Raw genomic sequence first — 23,208 nt, forward strand, 5'->3', positions numbered from 1 at the left:
GAGACACCGGGAGGGGGCCGACGGATCACCGTCGGCCCCCTCCCGCGTTCATCGGCGGACGGCCAGCTCGCGCCCGCCCACCACCGCCAGGGCCGCCGTCAGCAGGGCCAGCGCGGCCGTCTGGGCGAGGCTGCCGCCGAGGTACCCGGCGGGCACGGGGACGCCGATCCACAGGGCCAGGGAGGCGGCCCGCACCGCGAGGATCAGCAGGCCCAGCGCCGCCAGCGCCAGCGCGCCGCCGGGGGTGCCGGAGCCGGGCTGCCGGGTGCGCAGCAGGAGCCAGGCCAGGCCGCCCGCCAGGAAACCGGTCGCGGGGGTCCAGACGAGGTCGGCGACGGTGGGCACCAGCACGTTGCAGCCGCCCATCACCACACAGCAGGCCAGGAAGACCAGTCCGGGCGAGCCGACGGGCAGCCGGGCGGGCGGTGCGTCGCGGTGGTACGCGGCGCACAGGGCCAGGGCCGTCAGCCAGGCCAGCAGCCCGGAGGTGGCGGCGAAGGCGGGGTCGGGGTGCGCCGTTCCGTCCACCAGCGGCTCGGCCAGGGGCCACAGCGTGGGCAGCGCGGCGAGCAGCGCGGCGGCCCGGGCGAGGCGCCGCCGGTCGTGCAGCAGCGCGAAATAAGCGACCGCCCACAGCAGCGGCAGCGTCCACTGGGCCGCCGCAGCCGCCCCGTGCACGAGCCCCTGGTCGGTGAACCGGTCGAGAAACCACTGCCGTTGGGCCGGCCCCCGGGTGGTCGACCAGGTGAGGTCGAGGGTGTCGTCCACGACGGCGGCGGCCGCCTGGACGAGCACGGCGAACACCGCGAAGAGCCGTACGGCCGATCCGAGCAGCTCGTAGCCCCGGGGCGACCCGGCGGCGCCCAGCCGGCTGCGCACGGCGAGGGCGGCGACGCTGGCCACCTCGCCCACCGTGGGCCGGCTCTGGTCCTGGACCTCCCGGTCGAGGTCGCACAGGTACGTCTCGACCATCTCCTCCTCGCGCTCGCGCCGGTAGTAGGCCGGGAGCATCCGCAGGACGGTGCGGTAGCGGGTCTCGAGCAGCGAGGGGGTCATGCGAGGCCTCCCGCGAGTCCGGGTGCGGTGGGGGGTTCGGAGACGGTGCCGGCCGGCTTCGCGGTCCGGCGGCCCTCGGCGATCCGGCGCTTGGCGGCCCCGGCACCGGCGGCCATCCGCTCCGCCTCGGCGTCGAGGGCGGCCACGCCGTCGTCGGTGAGCCGGTAGTAGCGCCTGAGCCGGCCCTGCTGCACCTCTTCCCGGTCCAGCACGATCAGCCCGTCGGCGGTGAGCCGGTCGAGCACGCCGTACAGCGTGCCGACGCGCAGCTGGATCTCGCCGTCGGAGAGTTCCGCTGTCTCGCGCAGGATGCCGTAGCCGTGCCGCGGCTGGTCGGCGAGCGCGGTGAGGACGAAGAACGCCGCCTGGGTCATGCCCCTCGATGCCATGCGGCCAGAATATATCGGCAGCCGATATATATCGAGAGGAACAACCCTGCGATGCCTGCGCTGCCCTCGGCGCCCTCGCCGGAACAGCGGCGACCGGGGCCCGTCCCTAAGCGGATGGGCGGGCGGGCCCCGGTCGCCGAATCATTGTGTGCGGTGCGCCGGACCGGTGGCACGGGTGAACCGGCGTCGTATGGCACGCACGGTTCGCACCCCGGGCGCGGGGCGCACTTCCCGTGCGCGGGCGGCCCCGCTCTGTGGGACACGCTCCCGGGCGGTGATACTGGAGGACGCACCCCCGCTTCCACCAGCAGATTGGCCTATGTCGAACTCCGCCGCCGACCGTGCCGTCCTTCCGCAGACCGTCTGGCCCGCCCGCGGCCGCCACACGGGCCCGGACTCCGAGGAGGTGATCCGCCGGATCCTGCGCCGCCGCAAGGAGACCGGCGCCCTCGACGACTTCGTCGAACCCGCCGTGCCCGAGGACCCCGCCCGGCGGGTCTTCGAGGCCCGCTGGCGCGTCGACGACGGCGCGGTGACCGTACGCACCCGGCTGACCCTCGTATCGCAGGAGGGCCGGCAGGCCGGGCGGGAGTGGCAGCTCGTCGCCGAGGCCGACCGGCCGTGGGACGACGCCTGGCCCTCCCCGGCGACGATGTTCTGGCCCGACGGCGACGAGGCCGGGGACGGCGGCGAGGCCGCCTGGGACTACCTCCCCGCCGTCGCGGGCGTGCGGCTGCGCACCCTCAACCCGCTGCCCTCCGACGACAAGGAGATGCGCCGGGTCCTGCGCGACGCGGCGAAGGACGCCTGGTGCGTCAACCTCGTCGTGCACGAGGCGATGACGCCCGACGCGCTCGGCCGGCGCCCGCTGGTGCGGCGGCTGCCGCCCGGTCTCGCCCACCGCGTGGTGGAGCACCGGGCCTCGCCCCAGCAGTTCCGTGCCGTGAACTGGGCGCTGCGCGACCTCGGCATCGAGGTCCCGCGCGGCGGCGCCGTCCTGCTGCCCCCGGACCCGGCCCCGGCAGGTTACGAGGCGCAGGAGTACGCGGTGCGCAGCGTCTTCCTGGACGGCTCGGAGCCGACCGAGCTGATCGCCGCCGTGAGCCGGTTCGGCGCGCTGCCGAGACCCGCCCCGGAGGGCGCCGAAGAGGCCCTGGCCGATCTGCGGGACAACTGGACCCTGATGACCCTGGAGGAGGAGCTCGCGCGCGAGCGCAAGCTCGTCGCGCAGTACTCCGAGGCACTGGAGGCCATGACCAGGTCCCGGGACCTGTACCGGGAGTCCGCCGAGCGGGCGCACGAGGCGCTCGCGGCCCTCCGCGACACCCCCGCTCGCCTGCCGGACCTGCCGGCCGTGTCGCCGGCCGAACCGGCCTCGCCCCTCCAGCAGTTGACCCGCGCCTTCAAGGGCCTGCGGGTCCCGAAGGCGAGGAACGAGACGTCCGCGCCCATGCCCGGGGACGAAACCGGGAAGACGGACCAGTGAGAGACCCCGGGCCGGATCGGGGCCGGACGACAGGACAACCATGGACACCACCACGACCGTGCTTCTGATCTGCGCGATCGTCGCCGCGGCCCTGCTGGCCGGGGCCGTCGCCGTACTCGTACGGCTGGTCCGCACCCGGCGCACCCTGCGCCGGGCCGGGCTGCCGACCGGCCCGCGCTGGGTGTTCTGGGGTGCCGTCCTGTATCTGGTGCTCCCGACCGACCTGCTGCCCGACCCGATCTATCTGGACGACATCGGCGTCCTGCTGCTGGCCCTGCGCTCGATGCGCGCGGCCCGGGTGCTGCCGGTGGAGGAACCCGAACTCTGAGCCGCCCAGGGCATGATGGGGAGATGCGAGCCACCTACACCGGGGTCTCCGGTCTGTCCTCGACGCCCGAGGTCGCCGTCGTCATCGACGTGATGCGTGCCTTCACGGTGGCCGCCTGGGCCTTCCGGCGGGGTGCCGAGCGGATCGTCCTGGCCGACACCCTCGACGAGGTACTGGAGCTGAAGGCCCGTCACCCGGGCTGGCTGGCCTTCCAGGACGGTCCGGCGGTGCCGGGCTTCGACCTGGCCAACTCGCCGGCCCAGCTGCGCTCGCTGGACGTCGCGGGCCGCACGATCGTCCAGAAGACCACCGCCGGGACGGTCGGGGCGATGGCCGTCGCGGGCGCCCGGCTGCTGCTGTGCGCGAGTTTCGTGGTCGCCGGGGCCACCGCCGCCGTGCTGCGGCGGGAGCGGCCGCAGGCGGTCACCTTCGTCGTCACCGGCGACGGCGGTCGGGCCGACGAGGACCTGGCCTGCGCCCAGTACATCGCCGGACGCGTCACCGACGACGGCGTGGCCCCGGGCCCGTTCGTGGAGCGGGCCCGGAACTCCGGCGCGGCCGCGCGGCTCGCCGAGGGGGTGCGGCTGGGCTGGACGGGCGTCCACGCCGAGGACGTACCGATGTGCCTGGAGGCCGACACCTTCCCGTTCGCCATGGCGGCGGCCCGCGAGGACGGTCACCTGGTGCTCCGCCCGGTGGATGAGGGCTGACGGGCGCCCCGGGGGGGACGGGCCGGGAACCGATCCGTGCCGCCCGGGTGCGTTCCGAGGACGTCTTGACGCATTCTTGCTGTGTCACCCACCCGGCGGTGCACGGACGAGGTAGGACCGGATGACTGGCAGCGGCGAGCACCTGGGCCGGGCGCGTGAACGGCTGACCGCGCTGCTGGTCGACGCCTCGACCGCCGCCCTGGGCGCGGCGGACGCCCACGTCGCCGGGGTGTACCTGCGCTCCGGCACCCCCGGGCTGCTGCGGCTCTCGACCCTGGTGGGGCTGCCCGGCCCGCTGTTCCGGCCCTGGTGGCGGCTGCACGCGGACCGGCCCTTCCCGGTCGCCGACGCCTACCGGCTCGGTACGCGGGTGGTGCTGCCCAACGCCACGGAGATGGTGCGCCGCTACCCGCAGTTCGCGGCCGGTCTGCCGTTCCAGTTCGGGTCGGTGTACACGCCGGTGCCGGGCGCGGAGCCGTCCTTCGGGGTGCTCACCGTGCTGTGCCCGGCGACCTCCGACACCGAGGACGAGCTGCCCGGCCTGGACCGGCTGGGCCGGCTGGCCGAGGACCTGGGGACCGGGCTGCGCGAGCTGGTGGCCGAGGCGGGCGACGCGGCCGTCGCCTGGGAGGGCGAGCCGGTGTGCGTACGGCCGCCCACGACCTCCCCCGGGACGGCCCGGATCGGCCGTTTCACCTGGGACCCGGCCACCTCGGCGGTGCGTGCGGACGACCGGCTGCACACTCTGCTCGGCCTGGCGCCCGAGGAGTTCCCGGCCACCGGTCCCGGACTGGCGGCGGCCGTGGCCCCCGCCGACGCCGACCGTGTGCTGGCCGCCCTGCGCGAGACCGCGGCCGGCAAACCGCCGGTCTCCCCGCTGCAGGTACTGGCCGCGGACGGCACGGCGCGCCTGGTGGAGCTGTGGCCGCCGGCCGGCGCCGACGGCCCGTCCCCGGTCTCCGGGATCGTCGTGGAGCCGGGCCCGGCCGGGGCCGCCGACAGCGCCGCCGATCTGCTCCCCCAGGGCGTGTTCTGCCTGGACCGTACGGGGCTCGTCCGCTACGCCAACCCGGCCGCCGCCCGGCTGGCGGGCCTGCCGCGCTCCGAGCTCCTCGGCCGGCCCCTGCGGGAGGCCATGCCCTGGCTGAGCGCGCCGGCGTACGACGACCACTGGCGCGGGGCGCTGCTCGCCCCCGACCCCCAGCACTTCCAGGTCCGCCGGGAGGGCGGCGGTGACGGCGACTGGCTCGCCCTGTCCCTGCACCCGGGCCCGGACGTCGTCACCTGCACCGTGACCCCCGCCACCGGGATCGACCCGGCCGTGCACCTGCCCGGCCCGGACGCGGCGGCCGGGCGCGGCCGGGTTGGCGGCCCCTCGATGGCCCCGCTGTACCGGCCGATCGCGCTGGCCATCGCGCTGACCGACGCGGTGACCGCCCGGCAGGTGTCGGCGGTGGTGATGCAGGAGCTGCTCCCGGCGTTCGGCGGCAGGCGTCTGGCCATCTACCTGCTCCAGGACCGGCATCTCTATCTGGCCTGGGAGAGCGGCTTCCCGCCGGGCTTCCTCGCCCCCTTCGACGGCGTCGGCCTGGACGCCCGTATCCCCGGTGTCGAGTCGCTCACCACCGGCCGACCGCTGTTCTTCGAGTCGATGCGGCAGCTGGCGGACACCTACCCGGGCCTCGCCCTGGACGCCGACGAGGGCGCCCGCGCCTTCCTGCCGCTGATCGCCTCCGGCCGTCCGGTGGGCACCTGCATCCTCGGCTTCGAGGTCGAGCGCGGCTTCAGCAGCGAGGAGCGCACGGTCCTCACGGCGCTCGCGGGCCTGATCGCGCACGCGATGGAGAAGGCCCAGCGCTACGACAGCGAGGCCGCCCTGGCCCGCGGTCTGCAGCAGGCGCTGCTGCCCCGCCGGCTGTCGACGCATCCGCGGGTGGAGACCGCGGGGCGGTATCTGCCGGGCACCCAGGGCATGGACGTGGGCGGCGACTGGTACGACGTCGTCGAGGCCGGTGACGGCCTCGCCCTGGTCATCGGCGACGTCCAGGGGCACGGGGTGCAGGCCGCGGCCACCATGGGCCAACTGCGCAGCGCGGTCAGGGCGTTCGCGCTCGGCGACCGGCCGCCGGACGAGGTGATGAGCGGCACCAACCAACTGCTCATCGGCCTCGACCCGGGTCAGTTCGCGAGCTGCTGCTATCTGCGCCTGGACCCCGCCACCGGGCACGCCCGGGTCGCCCGGGCCGGTCATCCACCGCCCCTGCTGCGCGGCCCGGACGGCCGCACCCGCGTCCTGGAGATCCCCGGAGGCGTGGTGCTGGGCGTGGACCCGCGGGCCCGGTATCCGGTGACCGAACTGGAATTGGAGCCGGACGCGATCCTCGCCCTGTACACGGACGGGCTGGTGGAACGGCCGGGAGCCGACATCGACGACGGCATCTCGGCGCTGGGGGAGGCGCTGGCTCGGGCCGGGGCCGCGCCGGGCGGGCGCGGTGGCCGGTCCCTGTCCGGGGTGGCCGACCAGCTCACCGCGATGGCGCGGCATGCCACCGACCGCCCCGACGACGTGGCGCTGCTGCTCGCCAGCCGCCGCCCGCACGCGGCCGGTGACGTGGCACCACGGGGTGTCGCGCCGGTTACCTCCTGAGACGCTCTCGCCTCGGAGGGCCGGGCAGTGTAGACATGGGCTCATGGTCCGTCAGTCCGGCCGGTCCGACATCCGGCCGCCCCGTTCGGCGACTCCGCGCGCGCCGCTCACCGCGCGGGAGCAGCAGGGAACGGGCGGGCGGAGCCGTATCCGGTCCGGACCGCTGTGGTCGGCGCTGAGCGGACGCTCCGTGGCCGGACAGGTGTTCGTGCTGCACGTGGTGATCGTGCTGCTGCTGGTCGTGTCGGCCGTGGTGGCGCAGGTGCTCCAGGTCCGCCACGACAGCACCACGGAGGCCCGCAACCGGTCCGTGGCGGTGGCCGAGACGTTCGCCAACGCGCCCGGCACGGCGGCGGCCCTGCGGCTGCCCGACCCGACGGCCGTGCTCCAGCCGAGGGCGGAGGCGGCCCGCAAGTCGACGGGCGTGGACTTCATCGTCGTCATGAACACCGACGGCATCCGCTACACGCACCCGAAGCCGGACCGCATCGGCAAGAAGTTCGTCGGTGACATCGGGCCCGCGCTCGCCGGCGGGACCGTCACCGAGGAGGTCCACGGCACCATCGGGGAGCTGGTGCAGGCCGTGGTCCCGGTGCGGGACACCGACGGCAAGGTGGTGGGCCTGGTGTCGGCCGGCATCACCACCGCGCACGTGGGCGGCACCGCCGACCAGCAGCTGCCGCTGCTGCTGACCGCGGCCGCCGCCGCGCTGGCGCTGGCGCTGGCCGGGACGGCCCTGGTCAGCCGGCGGCTGCTCCGCCAGACGCACGGTCTCGGCCCGGACGAGATGACCCGCATGTACGAGCACCACGACGCGGTGCTGCACTCCGTGCGGGAGGGCGTGCTGATCATCGGCGGCGACGGCCGGCTGATGCTCGCCAACGACGAGGCGCAGCGCCTGCTGGACCTGCCCCGGGACGCCGAGCGCCGCCCGGTCCTGGAACTCGGCCTGGACGGCGACACGGCGGAGCTGATCGCCTCGGGGCGGGTCGCCACCGACGAGGTGCATCTGGTCAAGGACCGTCTGCTGGCCGTCAACCAGCGCCCCATCGAGGTGCGCGGCGGCCCGCCGGGCAGCGTCACCACCCTGCGCGACTCCACCGAACTGCGCGCCCTCTCCGGCCGCGCCGAGGTGGCCCGCGAGCGGCTGAACATGCTGTACGACGCCGGGGTGGGCATCGGCACCAGCCTGGACGTCACCCGCACCGCCGAGGAGCTGGCGGAGCTGGCCGTGCCCCGGTTCGCGGACTACGCCACCATCGACCTGTACGACGCGGTCCTCAAGGGCGAGGAGCCCAAGCCCGGGGACCCGCTGCTCCGGGTGGCGTTCACCGGCATCCGCAAGGACGCCCCGCTGTACGCCGTAGGCGAGCGGATCCGGTTCGTGCCGTCCTCGCCGCAGGCCCGCGGTCTGGAGACCGGTGAGTCGGTCGTGGAGCCGCGGCTGCGGGACGCACCGGGCTGGCGCGCCCAGGACAGGGAACTCACCGGTCAGATCCTGGAGTTCGGCATCCACTCGCTGATCACCGTGCCGCTGCGGGCCGGGAACCTGGTGCTGGGCCTGGCCAACTTCTGCCGCTCGGAGAAGCCGGACCCCTTCGACACGGAGGAACTGACCCTCGCCGAGGAGCTGGTGGCCCGGGCCGCCGTCTCCATCGACAACGCCCGCCGCTACACGCGCGAGCACGGCATGGCGGTCACCCTGCAGCGCAGTCTGCTGCCGCGCCGCCTGCCCGAGCAGACCGCGCTGGACATCGCCTACCGGTATCTGCCGGCGCAGGCGGGGGTCGGCGGCGACTGGTTCGACGTGCTGCCGCTGTCCGGGGCCCGGGTGGCCCTGGTGGTCGGGGACGTGGTGGGGCACGGGCTGCACGCGGCGGCGACCATGGGGCGGCTGCGCACCGCCGTGCACAACTTCACGGCGCTCGACCTGCAGCCCGACGAACTCCTGGTGCTGCTGGACGAGTTGGTGGGCCGTATCGACCAGGACGAGACCCCCGCGGACAACGCGGCCACCATCACCGGCGCGACCTGTCTGTACGCGATCTACGACCCGGTCTCCCGGCGCTGCACGCTCGCCCGGGCCGGGCATCCGCCGCCGGCGCTGCTCCGGCCCGACGGCAGCGTGGAGTTCCCGGACGTGCCGGCGGGTCCGCCGCTGGGTGTGGGCGGACTGCCCTTCGAGACGGCCGAGTTGGAGCTGCCGGAGGGCAGCAGGCTGGTCCTGTACACCGACGGGCTGGTCGAGGACCGGCAGCGGGACATCGACGAGGGACTCGAACTGCTCGCCGGCGCCCTGGAGTCGGCGGTCGACGGCACCCCCGACGAGACCTGTGCGGCGGTCCTGGAGCGGCTGCCGGCCCGCCCCAGCGACGACGTGGCGCTGATCGTGGCCCGGACCCGGGCGCTGGGCGCGGACCGGATCGCCGAGTGGCAGGTGCCGGCCGATCCCGCGGCCGTCTCCGAGGTGCGGTCCAAGGTGACCCGGCAGCTGGCCGAGTGGGACCTGGACGAGCTGTCGTTCGCCACCGAGCTGATCCTCAGCGAGCTGGTCACCAACGCCATCCGGTACGGCCGGGCGCCCATCGGGGTACGGCTGCTGCGCGACCGTACGCTGATCTGCGAGGTCTCCGACGCCAGCACCACCTCCCCGCATCTGCGGTACGCGGCGAGCACCGACGAGGGCGGCCGGGGGCTGTTCCTGGTCGCGCAGCTGGCCGAGCGCTGGGGCACCCGCTACACACCGGCCGGCAAGGTCATCTGGGCGGAGCAGCCGCTGCCCTGACCCTCAGCCCAGCGCCCGGTCCAGGTTGAAGGCGGCACTGATCAGGGCGAGATGGGTGAACGCCTGCGGGAAGTTGCCCCGTTGCTCACCGGTGCGGCCGATCTCCTCGGCGTACAGGCCGAGATGGTTGGCGTAGGTGAGCATCTTCTCGAAGGCGAGCCGGGCCTCGTCCACGCGTCCGGCGCGCACCATGGCCTCGACGTACCAGAACGAGCAGATGGAGAAGGTGCCCTCGTCGCCGCGGAGTCCGTCGGGGCTGGCCTGCGGGTCGTAGCGGTAGACGAGGGAGTCGGAGACCAGGTCCTCGGTGAGGGCGTCCAGGGTGGAGAGCCACTTGGGGTCGGTCGGGGCGATGAACTTGGCCAGGGGCATCATGAGGAGCGAGGCGTCGAGGACCTCGCCGCCCTCGTGCTGGACGAAGGCGCCGCGCCGCTCCGACCAGCCGCGGTCCATGATCCACCGGTAGATCGTGTCGCGGCACTGCCGCCAGCGGGGCAGGTCGGCGGGCAGGCCGCGCCGGTTGGCGAGGCGGATCGCCCGCTCGATGGCCACCCAGCACATCAGCCGGGAGTAGAGGAAGTTCTTGCGGCCGCCGCGGGTCTCCCAGATCCCCTCGTCGGGCTGGTCCCAGTGGGCGCAGACCCAGTCGACGAGGCGGGTGACGTCGTCCCACTGGGCGCTGGAGATGGGTTGGGCCCACTTGTCGTAGAGGTAGATCGAGTCGATGAGGGCGCCGTAGATGTCCAGCTGGAGCTGGTCGGCGGCGTCGTTCCCGACCCGGACCGGGGCCGAGCCACAGTGGCCCTCCAGATGCGGGAGCTCGCGTTCGGGCAGCTCGGTGCGGCCGTCGATGCCGTACATGATCTGCAGCGGGCCGGAGGCGAAGCCGTCGCCGGGGCTGATGTAGGTGGTCACGAACTTCATGAAGGCCTCGGCCTCGCCGGCGAAGCCGAGCCGCAGCAGGGCATAGACCGCGAAGGCGGCGTCGCGGATCCAGACGTAGCGGTAGTCCCAGTTGCGTTCGCCGCCGAACTGCTCGGGGAGGCTGGTGGTGGGGGCGGCGACGATGGCCCCGGTGGGCGCGTAGGTGAGCAGCTTCAGGGTGAGGGCGGAGCGGTGCACCATCTCGCGCCAGCGGCCCCGGTAGCGGGACTGGTGCAGCCAGCGCCGCCAGTAGCGGACGGTGGCCTCGAACTGCCGCTCGGCCTCGACGCGGGCGCAGCCGCGCGGGGCGATGTGCTCGCCGGCCTGGTCGAGGGCGAAGACGGCCGCCTCACCCTCGGCGATCTTGAAGTCGGCGCAGGCGTCGGGGCCGTCGCTCTCCAGGGCCACCGTGGAGGTGAGCGCGAGGGACTGCGCCGCGGACTCGAACAGGACGGTGTCGTCGAGCATGGTCAGGGTGTGCGGGTCGGCGCCGTAGTTGAAGCGGGGCGCCACCCGGACCCGGAAGGGGACGGTGCCGCGGACGCACAGCACCCGGCGGATCAGCCGGTGCCGCTCGCATTCGTCGGACTCGCCGGTGACCGGCATGAAGTCCTGGACCTCGCCGACGCCGTCGTCGGTGAAGAACCGGGTGATCAGCACGTTGGTGTCGGGGAAGTAGAACTGCTTGGTCCGGGCCGGTACGGCGGGGGCCAGCGCGAAGTAACCGCCGCGCTCGGCGTCCAGGACGGCGGCGAAGACACTGGGGGCGTCGAAGGACGGGCTGCAGTACCAGTCGATGGTGCCGTTGCTGCCGACCAGGGCCACACTGCGCAGGTCCCCGATCAGCCCGTGCTCGGAGATCGGCAGGTAGCGGGGGCTACCGGGCGCATTCTGATAGAACGGCTGTTCGGCCATCGCGACGGCCTCCCCGGAACGGATGTACAGGTATCTTCCAGCTTAAAAGGGATGGTTTCCTTTCCGCACCGGGTGGCGGTCCGCACTCCGGCGCCGAGCCGCTCGGGATGCGGGGTGCGGCCGGGCGGGCAATCGTGAGAGTGTGCACTCCGCTCCGCCGAAGGAGGGACCCATGTCGACCTCAGAACCCGAAGCGTCCCGGTCGCCCGACGAGCGCGCCACCCCGGACTCCCTGCTGCACAGCGCCCCCGGCTCGGGAGTGGCGCCCGAGGACCTGGTGCTGGCGTCCGGCCGGGACGTCACCCCGGCCACGCTGGAATGGGCCAGGAAGAAGATGGAGCGCGAGGGGCCGAACTGCATCGAGCGGCTCCTGCCCTGACGGCGGCGGGGCGGTGACCGTGCGGGCGCCGGTGCGGCACCGGGCGGGCCCCGCCGGTGGCCGGTAGCGGCCGGTCGGCGGCCCTCGGTGTTTGCCCGGCGGGCCGGCGTGGGTAAGCCGTCGCCACCCACGGTCCGGCTGCCCCGAGGAGTGGACGTGAGGGTCGTCATCACAGGCGCGTCCGGCTTCCTGGGCGGCCTGCTGGCCGCCGCCCTGCGGGCGTCCCGGACTCTGTGCGGCGCCCCGGTCGACCGGCTGGTGCTCGCCGACCGGGTCCCGGCGCCCCGGTCCGCGGCGGCCGACGACCCGCTCGTGGAGTACGTGCGCGGCGAGCTCGCCGACCGCCTCGACGAGGTCTTCGCGGAGCCCGTCGACGTCGTGTTCCATCTCGCCGCGGCGGTGTCGGCCGAGTGCGAGGCCGACTTCGACCTCGGCATGCGCGCCAACGTGGACACCACCCGTGCGCTGCTCGAAGCCGCCCGGGCGCAGTCCTCGGACGGCGGGCCGGTCCCCCGGCTGGTGTTCGCCGGCAGCCTCGCCGTCTACGGGGCCGACCCGGCGCTGCCGCTGCCGCCCGTCGTCAGCGAGGCGACCCCGCCCTTCCCGCGGACCAGCTACGGAACACAGAAGCTGATCTGCGAGCACCTGATCGCGGACTGCACCCGCCGCGGCTTCGTGGACGGACGGGTCGCCCGGCTGATGACCGTCGCGGTCCGGCCGGGCCGCCCGAACGCGGCCGCCTCGGGCTTTGTCTCCTCGATCGTCCGCGAGCCGCTCGCCGGGCTCCCGGCCGTCTGCCCGGTCGACCCCGGGCTGCGGGTGGCCCTGGCCTCGCCCCGGCGCACCGTCCGGGGGCTGCTGCGGGTCGCGGAGGCCGGGCGCGGCAGCGGGCCGGGCCGCCTCGACGGCCACGCACCGGTCCTCCTTCCCGGACTCACGCTCTCGGTCGCCGAGCTGCTCGCGACCCTGCGGCAGGTGGCCGGGGACGGCGCCGCCGACCTGGTGACCGTCGCCCCCGACCCGGCGATCGAGGCCGTCGTGGGCTCGTGGCCCGCCGTCTTCGACCACTCCCGCGCCGCCGCGCTCGGCCTGGAACCCGACCCGAGCCCGCTGTCCCTCGTCCGGGACTACCTCGCCGACCACGCCGGGTCCCGACCGGCCCCGGGGCAGGAGGGACGATGACGTTGAACAGGCGCCGCCTGCTCGGACTGCTCGGCACGGCGGGCCTGGTGTCCGCCGCGCCCGCCGCACCCGCGCCGCGATCCGACCCCGCCCGCCCCACCGACGAAGGCAGCGCGGAACACGCCCGGTTCATGCGACGCGCGGTCCAGGAGGCGTACGGCAACGAGCTCTACCGTTCCTTTGGACTGAGCCCACTCAGCCGCACACCCCGAACGGTCTTGGGCGCACTGGTCCCCGGCGTACTCAGCCCCGGGGCAGCGACACGGATCCTGTCCGTGGTCCGATCCCGGGAGGCCAGTTCCCTCACGACCTGGCCATATGGACGCGGCCAGAGGCGACGGGGAGGCCCTGAACCATCACTCCGGTGGAGCAGGGGCCCCGCACGCTGGCACCGCACCCGGTGCCCCAGGTCGCACGATCAGCGTAGCCCGAACGGCCCAGACCGCCGCAAGCCCGGACGCCGACCATCACACCATCGAGTTAACCCACCCCTATGTCCGCTCCCGTACGACCAGCTGGCAACCCCTTCGGGGCGCTGTTCCGGCGCGCCCAGCACCTGCGCGAGGGCCGCACCGGCGGGGCGGCCTAGCCCGACGGCGGCCCGTGGGAGACGCAACAGCCCAGGTCCGCACCGGATTTCACGCGAAGGTTGCCCGTCCACCCTTTCGAAGCGGGGGCGCAGGCTGACAGACTCCGCAAGGTGCCAGACTTCGACATGCTCGTCATCGGATCCGGACCCGGCGGCCAGAAGGCCGCCATCGCGGCGGCCAAGCTCGGCCGCCGGGTAGCCGTGGTCGACAGCCCCGAGATGGTCGGCGGTGTGTCCATCCACACCGGCACCATCCCCTCCAAGACCCTGCGCGAGGCGGTCCTCTACCTGACCGGTCTCACCCAGCGCGATCTGTACGGCCAGAGCTACCGGTTGAAGGAGGACATCACCGTCGCCGACCTGACCGCGCGCACCCAGCACGTGGTCAGCCGCGAGGTGGACGTCATCCGCAACCAGCTCTCCCGCAACCACGTCACGCTCTGCTCCGGCACCGGCCGGTTCGTCGACCCGCACACCGTCGCATTGCGCGAACCGAGCGGCAATGAACGGCTGTTGACGGCCGATCACATCGTCATCGCCACCGGCACCCGGCCGGCCCGGCCGGACAGCGTCGAGTTCGACGGCCGCACCATCATGGACTCGGACAACGTGCTGTCGCTGGAGCGGGTGCCGCGCTCCATGGTGATCGTGGGTGCCGGTGTGATCGGCATGGAGTACGCCTCGATGTTCGCGGCGCTCGGCAGCAAGGTCACCGTCGTGGAGAAACGCCCGGCCATGCTCGACATGTGCGACGTCGAGGTCGTCGAGTCGCTCAAGTACCACCTGCGGGACCTGGCCGTCACCTTCCGGTTCGGCGAGACCGTCGCCGCCGTCGAACGGCACCCGCGGGGCACGCTGACCGTGCTGGAGAGCGGCAAGAAGATACCGGCGGACACGGTGATGTACTCGGCCGGCCGGCAGGGCCTGACCGACGGCCTGGACCTGGACAAGGCGGGCCTCGCGGCGGACCGGCGGGGCCGGATCACGGTGGACGAGCACTTCCGCACCGCGGTGCCGCACATCTACGCCGTCGGCGACGTCATCGGCTTCCCGGCGCTCGCCGCGACCTCGATGGAACAGGGCCGGGTCGCCGCGTACCACGCCTTCGGGGAACCGGTCGGCCAGATGGACAACCTCCAGCCCATCGGCATCTACACCATCCCGGAGATCAGCTTCGTCGGCCGGACCGAGGACCAGCTCACCGAGGACTGCGTGCCGTTCGAGGTCGGGGTGGCCCGCTACCGGGAGCTGGCCCGGGGCCAGATCATCGGCGACTCGCACGGCATGCTCAAGCTTCTGGTCTCTCCCGAGGACCGGCGGCTGCTCGGAGTGCACTGCTTCGGTACCGGAGCGACAGAACTGATCCATATCGGCCAGTCGGTGATGGGCTGCGGCGGCACCGTCGACTACCTGGTGGATGCCGTGTTCAACTACCCGACGCTCGCGGAGTCGTACAAGGTCGCGGCGTTGGACGCGACCAACAAGCTGCGGCAGCTCGACCGGCTGGAGGACTGAGGGCACACCGGAACCGATGCTTCCGGTGTGAGAGTTGGGCTCCCCAAGTGGCATATGTGATTACCGGTCGGTCAGCTTGAAAGGTCAAAGAGTGCCGCTATAGTCACACCCACACACGCGGTGTGACCGTCCGCCGACTCTCGGCATGCGGCCCTCACCACCCTTTTCTTCTCCTGGCCGGCCCCTGCCCCGAGGCCAACCCTCACCGGGTCCGAGGACGGTCGCGCACCCCCCACCCGTACCGCCGCGGGCCTGCACTCCTGTGCGCCGTGCACGACCGGAAAGCAGCACAACCTATGAGCAACAACAGGGGCAGAGGGCTGCAGGCCAATGCCCTCGGCACGTTCGACACCGTGGTGATGGCCGTCGCGGGCAGCGCACCGGCGTACTCGCTGGCCGCCACCACCGCGGTCCTGGTGGGGGCGGTGGGCCTGGCCAGTCCGGCCGCGCTGCTGTGGTGCGCGATACCGATGCTGGGAATCGCGCTGGCCTTCAGCTACCTGGGCCGGATCGACGTGAACGCGGGCGCGAGCTACTCCTGGGTGGGCCGCACCCTGCACCCCTTCCTCGGCTTCGTCAGCGGCTGGGCGCTGGTGGTGTCCGCGACCATCTTCATGGTGGCCGGCTCCCTGCCCGCCGGGTCGATGACCCTGTCCCTGTTCGACGAGGGCCTGGCCGACAACGTGGCCCTGTCCACGGTGGTCGGCGCCGCCTGGTTCCTGATCATGCTGGCGGTGGTGCTCGGCGGCGCCCGCCTCACGGTCCGCGCCCAGCTGCTGATGTCCGGCATCGAACTGGCCGTCCTGCTGCTCTTCGCGGTGCTGGCCCTCTTCCACACCGGCAACGCCCGCGCGTTCGACTGGTCCTGGCTGGGCTTCGGCCACTTCGACGGCGTCTCCGGCTTCGCCTCGGGCGCGTTGATCGCCGCGTTCTACTACTGGGGCTGGGACGTCACCAGCAACCTCAGCGAGGAGACCCGCAACTCCCGCCGTACGACCGGACTCGCGGGCCTGATCGGCGTCGGTATCGTCTTCGCGCTGTTCGAGGTGTTCACCATCGCGGTGAACGTGATCCTGTCCTCGGACCAGGTCGCCGCGAACGACGCCAACGTACTGGCCGTCCTGGGCGACGAGATCGCGCCGGGCTGGGGCGGCAAGGTGCTGATCGTCGCCGTGATGCTGTCGACCATCGCCACCCTGGAGACGACCCTCATCCAGGTCACCCGCTCGCTGTTCGCGATGGGCCGGGACCGGACGATGCCGACCGCGCTGGGCCGGGTGCACCGCACCTGGAACACCCCGCACGTGGCGATCGGTGTGGTCGGCGCGGTGGCCCTGGTGATGTTCATCGCCTCCAACGCCCTCGGTTCGGTGGGCGAGATCCTCTCCGACGCCATCTCGGCGATCGGCCTGCAGATCGCCGTCTACTACGGCCTGGCCGGCCTCGCGGTGGTCGTCGCCTACCGCAAGATGCTCTTCAAGTCGGCCGGCAACTTCCTGCTCGGCGGGGTGTGGCCGCTGTTCGGCGCGGTGTTCATGTTCTGGATCTTCGTCGAGTCGCTGAGCGAGCTCAGCGGCGCCGCGATCGCGATCGGCATCGGCGGTCTGGCCGTCGGCCTGATCCCGATGCTCTGGTACTGGAGACAGGGCAGCGACTACTACCGTCCTGCCAAGCTGGACGCCACCCGCACGGTCGAGGCCGACTACGTCCCCGACGACTATGTCACCGCACATGCCCAGGCTTACGAAGGCCTCCCCACCGATTTCTGAGGTACGAGTCCGATGGCGCGAGACCGCTTCGCCCCCGACTTCGACCCGGACTGCGGGGACTCCTCCCTCACCTCGGCCCGCCAGGACATCGTCATCGGGCGCTGGCAGGGCCTGCGGGAGCTGCTCCGGGCCACCGGGCCCGACTGGCTGGTCCGGGGGCACCGGGTACGGCTCCTGGCGCAGGCCTGCGCGGGCAGTTCCACCGCGGAGTCCTGGCTGGCCGCCGAGCCGTACAGCGCCGACGCGCTGATACTGCGGGCGGCGACCGAGACGGCCCGGGCGTTCACCCTGGCCATCTCGGCGGGCCGGGGATTCCCGATCGACCGGGGCAGGATCGACGCCGCCGTGCTGGCCTGCCTGGCCGCCGCGGAGGCGTACCCGCAGGACCCGACGCCCTGGGTCTCCCTGATCTCGGTGGCCCGGCTGTACCCGACCGGGGTGCGCCGGCAGGAACTCGCCCGCTGGTGGGACGAGTTGCACCGGCGCGACCCGTACAACGTGGAGGGCCATCTCCAGGTCCTGCACTACTACTCCGCGCGCTGGCACGGCACGCACGGCCTGATGTACGACTTCGCCCGCGACGCGGCCGGGGTCGCCCCGCCCGGCTGTCCGCTGCCGGTCCTGGTGCAGTACGCCCGCGTCGAGGAGTTCCGCTACGCCCTGGACTCGGCGCAGGGGCAGCAGAACGCGGTCGCGCTCAGCCAGCACTGGAAACACGACGGCGCGGTCAGCGACGTACGGCGCACCTGGGAACGCTGGATCGCCCAGCGCGGCGACGCGCCGATCGCCCCGGGTGAACTGCGCGACCTGAACTACCTGACGCACGCGGCCTGTCAGGCGGGCGTCACGGACATCGCCGCCGCCCTGCTCCGGCTCCAGGGGCGGCGGGCGACCCGTACGCCCTGGTCGTACACCGGCGACGCGGAGAAGCAGCTCGTGAAGTGGCGGGCGGACCTGAAGATCCGCGGCTGAGGGGCCGGCCGCTGCCCCGTCGGGTCAGAGGGGCTGGAGCCGGCGGCGCAGCAGACAGAACTCGTTGCCCTCCGGGTCGGCCAGGACGTACCAGCTCTCGGTACCGGTCTGGCCGACGTCGGCGGGTCGGGCGCCCAGCGCGAGCAGCCGTTCCAGCTCGGCGTCCTGGTCGCGGTCGGTGGCGTTGACGTCGATGTGCAGCGGAAGCTTCCCGGGCCGCGCGTCACCGCTGGGGCTGAGGACGAGGGTGGGCTGCGGTCCGCCGAAGCCGGTGCCGGGCGGTCCGATCTCGATGCTTCCGTCGTCCTCCCGGCCGAGTTCGACGTAGCCGAGGACCTCGCTCCAGAACGCGGCGAGCCGCTCGGGGTCGGCGGCGTCGAGGACCAGCTCACTGATGCGGCATGCCATGCGCGTCAGCGTAGGGGGACGCCGGGCGCGGCGCGATCGCGTTTCGTCCGGCGGGCCGCCGGAGACGGTCCCCTAGCCCTCGGTCTGCTCGGCGGGCCGGGCGAGCCCCGTCGTCCACTTCTCCTCGATACGGCCGGCCTTCCAGATCAGCAGGGCGAGCGCCCAGGTGGCGAAGAAGAGGCCGACGATGACGAAGCCGACGGTGTTGAGGTCGAGTCCGGCGACCCAGTCCCAGAAGACGCCGTGCAGGTCCATCCTGTCGGCGAGCAGGCCGAGGAGTTCCACGGTGCCGATGATGAGCGCGACGGCCACGGACAGGCCGGTGATGGTGAGGTTGTAGTAGACCTTGCGGACCGGCTTGGAGAAGGCCCACTCGTAGGCGAAGTTCATGAACGAGCCGTCGATGGTGTCGAGCAGCGACATACCGGCCGCGAACAGGACCGGCAGGGTGAGGATGGCGTACCAGGGCAGTCCGGAGGCGGCGCCGGAGCCGGCCAGGACCAGCAGGGCGATCTCGGTGGCGGTGTCGAAGCCGAGGCCGAAGAGCAGGCCGAGCGGGTACATCTGCCAGGGCTTGCGGATCGAGCCGGTGACCCGGCCGAGGAAGCGGTTCATGAAGCCGCGGTTGTTCAGCTGCGTCTCCAGCGCCGCCTCGTCGTAGGCCCCGGACCGCATCTGCCGGAAGACCTTCCAGATGCCGGCCAGGATGACGAGGTTGATGCCGGCGATCAGGTAGAGGAAGGTGCCGGAGACGGTCGTACCGATCAGGCCGGTGACCTCGTGGAGGTGCGAGCCGTCGTCCTGGACGGGGCCGGCCAGGGTCTTCATGCCGAGCGAGAGCAGCAGGGCGAGGCCGAAGACGATGCTGGAGTGGCCGAGCGAGAACCAGAAGCCGACCGACAGCGGGCGCTGCCCCTCCCCCATCAGCTTGCGGGTGGTGTTGTCGATCGCCGCGATGTGGTCGGCGTCGAAGGCGTGCCGCATGCCGAGGGTGTACGCGGTGACGCCGATGCCGATGCCGAAGGCCGCCGGTTTTCCGGCAGCGTCAGCCCCGACGCTGAAGTGCTTGGGGGCGATGATCCCGACCAGGGTGCCCCAGCCGATGACGTGCAGGGCGAGCACGAAGGCGGCCATCCCGCCGACCCTGATCCACTCCTGCCGGGTCATGGAGCCCCGGACACGGTGCCAGGCCGAGCGCTTGGTCTCGGCCTGGGCGGGGAGGGACGGAGCGGAACCAGGGGCGGCCGTCATCGGGAGGTGGCATCCTTCGGTCGTGCGGAGGCAGCTGCGATCGGCAGCCTTGTGCCATCCTCCCGTACTTGCAAATGGTTCGCATCAACGCCCGTGGCAGGCCTTCCCCAAGAGAGTTCCATGAGAAGGTAAAGGCCCGCGGGGTGCTCAGGCGGCCAGGAGCCCGCTGCCCAGCCAGTCCTTGCCGTTCCTCACCCCCGGCAGCGCGAAGAAGTAACCGCCGCCGGTCGGCGAGATGTAGTCGACGAGGGGTTCGTCGATCAGCCGGGTCTGGGTGGCCTCGAACTGGCGCTGGACGTCCTGGTTGTAGCAGCAGAAGACCAGGCCCATGTCGAGGTTGCCGACGCTGTCGACGCCCCGGTCGTAGTTGTAGCCGCGGCGCAGGATGCGGGTGCTGTCGGTCTTGGCGGTCCGCGGGTTGGCGAGCCGGATGTGGGCGTCCAGCGGGATCGCGTTGCCCTTCGGGTCCTTGGCGTACTGGGGGATGTCGGTCTCCTTGGCGCCGTCCAGCGGGGCGCCGGTGTCCTTGCGGCGGCCGAACATCAGCTCCTGCTCGCTCAGCGAGACCCGGTCCCAGAACTCGACGAGCATCCGGATGATCCGGATCACCTGGTAGCTGCCGCCAGTCGTCCACGCGGGCTCACCCTGCCCTTCGCCGACCCAGATCAACCGGTCCGTCTCCCGGGCCGAGTTCACGTCCGGGTTGGCGATGCCGTCCTTGAAGCCGAGCAGGTTGCGCTGGGCGCCGGTGGGCCGCGGGGCGTTCTGGAAGCCGTCGATCCGCCACTTGATCTGCATGGCGCCGCGGGTGTGCTTCGCGATGTCCCGCAGGGCGTGCAGCACCGTGTCCGTGCTGGCGGCACAGATCTGCAGCGACAGGTCGCCGTGGCACTCGGCCGCGTCGAGGTGGTCGTTCGGGAAGGTCCGCATCGGCGTCAGCCGGGCCGGCTTCGCCTTCGCCAGGCCGTAGCGGTCGTCGAAGAGGGAGGCGCCGACGCCGACGGTGACCGTCAGCGCGTCGGAGGGGACCGTGGGGCCGAGGATGCCGTTGTCGGAGGGCGGCGCGCCCACGCCCAGGTCCTCGGGGGTGCCGCCGGAGGTGAGGAAGCGGGCCCGCGCGGTGATCGTCTTCAGCAGGTCGGCGAGTTCCTGCCGGCTGTCGGCGATGACGTCGAGGGTGACGAAGGTGGCGGCGGCCGGGGCCGGGGTGAGGATGCCGGCCTGGTGGACGCCGTGAAAGGGGACCTCGGCGGTGCCGGTCGCGTCGGCGGCCTGGGCCTCGGCGGTGCCGCCGGACCGGCCGAGCGCGAACCCGCCGCCGGCCAGCACCGCGCCCGCGGCCCCGGCGCCCAGCGCCGTCCGCACGAAGGAACGGCGGCCCGCGCCCATCGGGCAGGTCGGGGTGTCGGCAGCGGACATCGGAGGGTTCCCTTCGTCGTACAGGTGCTTGTCTTCTGCGTGGTTCATCAGGCGGACTTCCTGATCTCCAGGAGGTCCGGCACCGGGGAGAGGTCCTCCAGCAGCCGGCCGGTGACGCCGTTGAGCCGTTGCCGCGCCGCCGCGCCGAGCTTCTCCACCGGGGTCCAGCTCGCCCCCTGGTGCTCGGCGTCCAGCAGCTTCTGCAGGCGGGCGATGTCCGCGTCGACGGTCGGCAGCAGCTCGGGCGCGCGGGTGGTCAGCAGCGGCGTCAGTACGGTGAGCAGCTCGCGGGTGCCGGCCAGGTTGGCGTTCGCGGTGGCGAGGTTGGTGCCGCTGCCCTCGTCGGTGTCGGCGGTCAGCTCGAACTGGAGGGTGTTCTCCAGGATCTCGTGGGCGCGCAACGGCAGGTCGCCCGGGTCGAAGTCCTGGGCGGGGAACGCCTTCTGGAGCCCGGCGGCGGCGTCGGCGAGCGCCTTCGCCGGGGCCTTCAGCTCATCCGCCGACTGTCCGTTCCACAGCCCGTACTCGACCCGGTGGAACCCGGCGAAGTCCGGGTCGGCCACCCCGCCCGCGAGGCCGTCGGCCCGGCCGTTGATCTTCTGGTCGAAGTCCTCGAAGGTGCCGTAGGCGGCGCCGAGGGAGGCGTAGGTGAGGTGGGCGGTCAGCCAGTCGGTGCGAGCCTTGGCGAGGTCGCCGCCCTCGATGTCGGCATCGAGCGTGCGGGTCTGGGTGACGAGGGTGGCCAGCCCCTGCTCGACGTACCCCTTGTACTGCTTCAGCGGCGCCGCGAGGTCGTTCTCGGAGACCGGTACGACCGCCTTGGCGCCGCTTCCGCTGCCGCTGACGGTGACCGGCTTGGAGGTGACGGCCTTGCCGCCGGACGGGACGCAGCGCCAGGCGTACGTCCCGCCGGAGACGGTCGCGACCAGGTCACGCGTGGTGCCGGGGGCGAGTCCCTCGACCTCCCCGTAGACCGCGTTGCTGCTCGGGTCGATCAGATACACCTCGGAGGTCTTGCTCCCGGTGTTCCGCATCTGGAACGTCTGCCGGCCCGGCTCGGGCGCGCTGAACCCCTTCCCGCACTCGGTCTCCGACACCGCGACGGTCTGCCCCCCGGTCGGCTTGGGCCGGGCCAGGGCGACGACGAGCCCGGCGACGACCGCGGGCACGGCCACCACGGCGACGGGCACCACCCAGGCGGGGCGGCGGCGCGGCCCCCGGGCGGGCTTCGAGCCGGGGTCCGGCTGACCGACGGCGGGAACCGGCTCCGCCTCCTCGCCGGAAGGCTGCGCCCCCGCCCCGGACTGCGACGCGGCCTCGTCGGCGGCCTCGGACCCGAGGTCAGGCCGGTCGGCAGCGAGGTCCGACTCCGCCCGCGGCCCGGACACCTCGGCGGAAGGCTCCGTCCCACCGTCGGATTCCGGCTGCTCCGCAGCGGGGTCGGCCGGCTGGGGCTGCGGCTCCGCGTTGTCGGCTGCGGACATCGGCGTGAGGTGCTCGGCGCCGGGCCGCGGCGCCGAGTCGGCGGCGGCCGCACCCGGCTCGGCCCGCTCGGCGGCCGGCTTCGGCGCGGTCGTGCGGACTCCGCGTACGAACAGCGTCATGACGACCGCGAGATAGCCGAGGTACCCGGCCACCTGGAGCCAGGTCATGGCCGGCGTGATGTTGAGGACGCCCTGGAGGAGGGTGCTGTACCAGGAGCCCGCGTCGATGCTGCCGCTGAGGTCGAAGGCGTATGCGGTGGTGCCCGGGAGGACACCGCCCTCCTGGAGGTCGCGCAGGCCGTAGCCGAGGACGCCGGCGGCGATCACGATGAGGACGGCGCCCGTGTAGGTGAAGAACCTGGTCAGGTTGATCTTCAGGACGCGGCGGTACAAGCCCCAGCACAGGCCCGCCGCCAGGACCAGGCCGATCCCGGCGCCGGTCAGGGGCCCGGCGGACTCGCCGGCGGCCCGGGCGGTGGTCCACAGGAACAGCGCGGTCTCCAGGCCTTCTCGGCCGACCGCGAGGAACGACGTGAGGATCAGCACGCCCGAGCCCATCGCCAGCGCGCCGGTCACCTTCTCCTTGATCTCGCCGGAGAGGCTGCGGGCCGAGCGGCGCATCCAGAAGACCATCGCGGTGACGAAGGCCACCGCGATCACGCTGAGGGTGCCGCCGAAGGCCTCCTGCGCGGTCGCGGAGAGCGAGGCGGCGGTGAAGGTGAGGACCGCGCCGAAGCTCATCGCCAGCGCGACGGCGGCCAGCACGCCCGTCCACACCTGCGGCAGCCGGTTTCTGGCCCCGGCCCGCACCAGGGTGGCGACGAGGATCGAGACGATCAGCCCGGCCTCAAGCCCTTCCCTCAGCCCGATCAGGAAACTCGGAAACGCGTCGTCCCACATCCGCCGCAGCCCTCCCCGGCAGGCCCGTCCCCGCCCCTTGGCTCGAACTTAGTGAAGGCATGCCTTACTCCGCCGACCATGATGACTACACCCATGTAGT

The 23,208-nt window shown here is 73.0% G+C and carries 17 protein-coding genes; 10 read left to right on the top strand and 7 right to left on the bottom strand.

Annotated elements, in window-relative coordinates:
• Positions 1-48: 48 nt before the first annotated feature.
• Entirely contained in the window at positions 49-1,056 is a 1,008-nt protein-coding gene (locus ACFZDK_RS19915; protein WP_390974067.1) for a hypothetical protein, read from the bottom strand.
• Positions 1,053-1,430 (bottom strand): helix-turn-helix transcriptional regulator, encoded by a 378-nt coding sequence (locus tag ACFZDK_RS19920; protein WP_390974259.1) that lies wholly within the window; start codon positions 1,428-1,430, stop codon positions 1,053-1,055. The genes ACFZDK_RS19915 and ACFZDK_RS19920 overlap by 4 nt, the downstream gene beginning before the upstream one ends.
• Positions 1,431-1,764: 334 nt before the next feature.
• On the opposite strand from ACFZDK_RS19920, the gene ACFZDK_RS19925 reads away from it, so the two are divergent.
• The 5 genes from ACFZDK_RS19925 (at position 1,765) to ACFZDK_RS19945 (ending at position 9,401) form a co-directional block, all read left to right on the top strand.
• Positions 1,765-2,931 carry a hypothetical protein gene (locus ACFZDK_RS19925; RefSeq protein ID WP_390974069.1) on the top strand — a complete coding sequence of 389 codons (1,167 nt, stop codon included), beginning with the start codon at positions 1,765-1,767 and terminating at the stop codon, positions 2,929-2,931.
• A 40-nt stretch (positions 2,932-2,971) separates the two neighbouring features.
• On the top strand, positions 2,972-3,259 hold the full coding sequence (locus ACFZDK_RS19930) for a DUF1232 domain-containing protein (RefSeq protein WP_390974071.1): 288 nt from the start codon (positions 2,972-2,974) through the stop codon (positions 3,257-3,259).
• A gap of 23 nt (positions 3,260-3,282) precedes the next feature.
• Positions 3,283-3,969, top strand: a complete 687-nt coding sequence (locus ACFZDK_RS19935; protein ID WP_390974072.1) for a 2-phosphosulfolactate phosphatase — start codon at positions 3,283-3,285, stop codon at positions 3,967-3,969.
• Between the two features lie 121 nt (positions 3,970-4,090).
• Entirely contained in the window at positions 4,091-6,616 is a 2,526-nt protein-coding gene (locus tag ACFZDK_RS19940; RefSeq protein ID WP_390974074.1) for a SpoIIE family protein phosphatase, read from the top strand.
• 43 nt (positions 6,617-6,659) lie between these two features.
• Positions 6,660-9,401 carry a SpoIIE family protein phosphatase gene (locus ACFZDK_RS19945; protein ID WP_390974075.1) on the top strand — a complete coding sequence of 914 codons (2,742 nt, stop codon included), beginning with the start codon at positions 6,660-6,662 and terminating at the stop codon, positions 9,399-9,401.
• Between the two features lie 3 nt (positions 9,402-9,404).
• On the opposite strand, the gene ACFZDK_RS19950 is transcribed toward ACFZDK_RS19945, so the two are convergent.
• Complete coding sequence (locus ACFZDK_RS19950) at positions 9,405-11,240, bottom strand: glycoside hydrolase family 15 protein (protein ID WP_390974076.1); 1,836 nt, start codon at positions 11,238-11,240, stop codon at positions 9,405-9,407.
• A gap of 172 nt (positions 11,241-11,412) precedes the next feature.
• On the opposite strand from ACFZDK_RS19950, the gene ACFZDK_RS19955 reads away from it, so the two are divergent.
• The 5 genes from ACFZDK_RS19955 (at position 11,413) to ACFZDK_RS19975 (ending at position 17,646) form a co-directional block, all read left to right on the top strand.
• On the top strand, positions 11,413-11,619 hold the full coding sequence (locus ACFZDK_RS19955) for a hypothetical protein (RefSeq protein WP_390974078.1): 207 nt from the start codon (positions 11,413-11,415) through the stop codon (positions 11,617-11,619).
• A gap of 156 nt (positions 11,620-11,775) precedes the next feature.
• Complete coding sequence (locus tag ACFZDK_RS19960) at positions 11,776-12,801, top strand: NAD-dependent epimerase/dehydratase family protein (RefSeq protein WP_390974080.1); 1,026 nt, start codon at positions 11,776-11,778, stop codon at positions 12,799-12,801.
• 700 nt (positions 12,802-13,501) lie between these two features.
• A complete protein-coding gene (gene sthA / locus ACFZDK_RS19965) occupies positions 13,502-14,905 on the top strand; it encodes a Si-specific NAD(P)(+) transhydrogenase (RefSeq protein WP_390974082.1) in 1,404 nt (467 codons plus the stop codon).
• A 296-nt stretch (positions 14,906-15,201) separates the two neighbouring features.
• Complete coding sequence (locus ACFZDK_RS19970; protein ID WP_390974083.1) at positions 15,202-16,674, top strand: amino acid permease; 1,473 nt, start codon at positions 15,202-15,204, stop codon at positions 16,672-16,674.
• Between the two features lie 12 nt (positions 16,675-16,686).
• Complete coding sequence (locus ACFZDK_RS19975) at positions 16,687-17,646, top strand: hypothetical protein (RefSeq protein WP_390974084.1); 960 nt, start codon at positions 16,687-16,689, stop codon at positions 17,644-17,646.
• Between the two features lie 24 nt (positions 17,647-17,670).
• Here the strand turns inward: ACFZDK_RS19975 and ACFZDK_RS19980 are convergent, their stop codons facing one another.
• From ACFZDK_RS19980 to efeU, 4 genes are all read right to left on the bottom strand, one after another.
• On the bottom strand, positions 17,671-18,054 hold the full coding sequence (locus ACFZDK_RS19980) for a VOC family protein (RefSeq protein ID WP_390974085.1): 384 nt from the start codon (positions 18,052-18,054) through the stop codon (positions 17,671-17,673).
• A gap of 72 nt (positions 18,055-18,126) precedes the next feature.
• The gene (locus tag ACFZDK_RS19985) at positions 18,127-19,305 is read right to left on the bottom strand and encodes a HoxN/HupN/NixA family nickel/cobalt transporter (RefSeq protein WP_390974086.1); all 1,179 of its coding nucleotides are present in this window, start codon (positions 19,303-19,305) and stop codon (positions 18,127-18,129) included.
• A gap of 147 nt (positions 19,306-19,452) precedes the next feature.
• The gene (efeB, locus tag ACFZDK_RS19990; RefSeq protein WP_390974260.1) at positions 19,453-20,724 is read right to left on the bottom strand and encodes an iron uptake transporter deferrochelatase/peroxidase subunit; all 1,272 of its coding nucleotides are present in this window, start codon (positions 20,722-20,724) and stop codon (positions 19,453-19,455) included.
• Positions 20,725-20,771: 47 nt separating this feature from the next.
• Positions 20,772-23,108 (bottom strand): iron uptake transporter permease EfeU, encoded by a 2,337-nt coding sequence (efeU, locus tag ACFZDK_RS19995; RefSeq protein WP_390974088.1) that lies wholly within the window; start codon positions 23,106-23,108, stop codon positions 20,772-20,774.
• Positions 23,109-23,208 lie beyond the last annotated feature (100 nt).

The sequence above is a fragment of the Streptomyces sp. NPDC007901 genome (genome assembly GCF_042959465.1).
Lineage (GTDB): Bacteria > Actinomycetota > Actinomycetes > Streptomycetales > Streptomycetaceae > Streptomyces.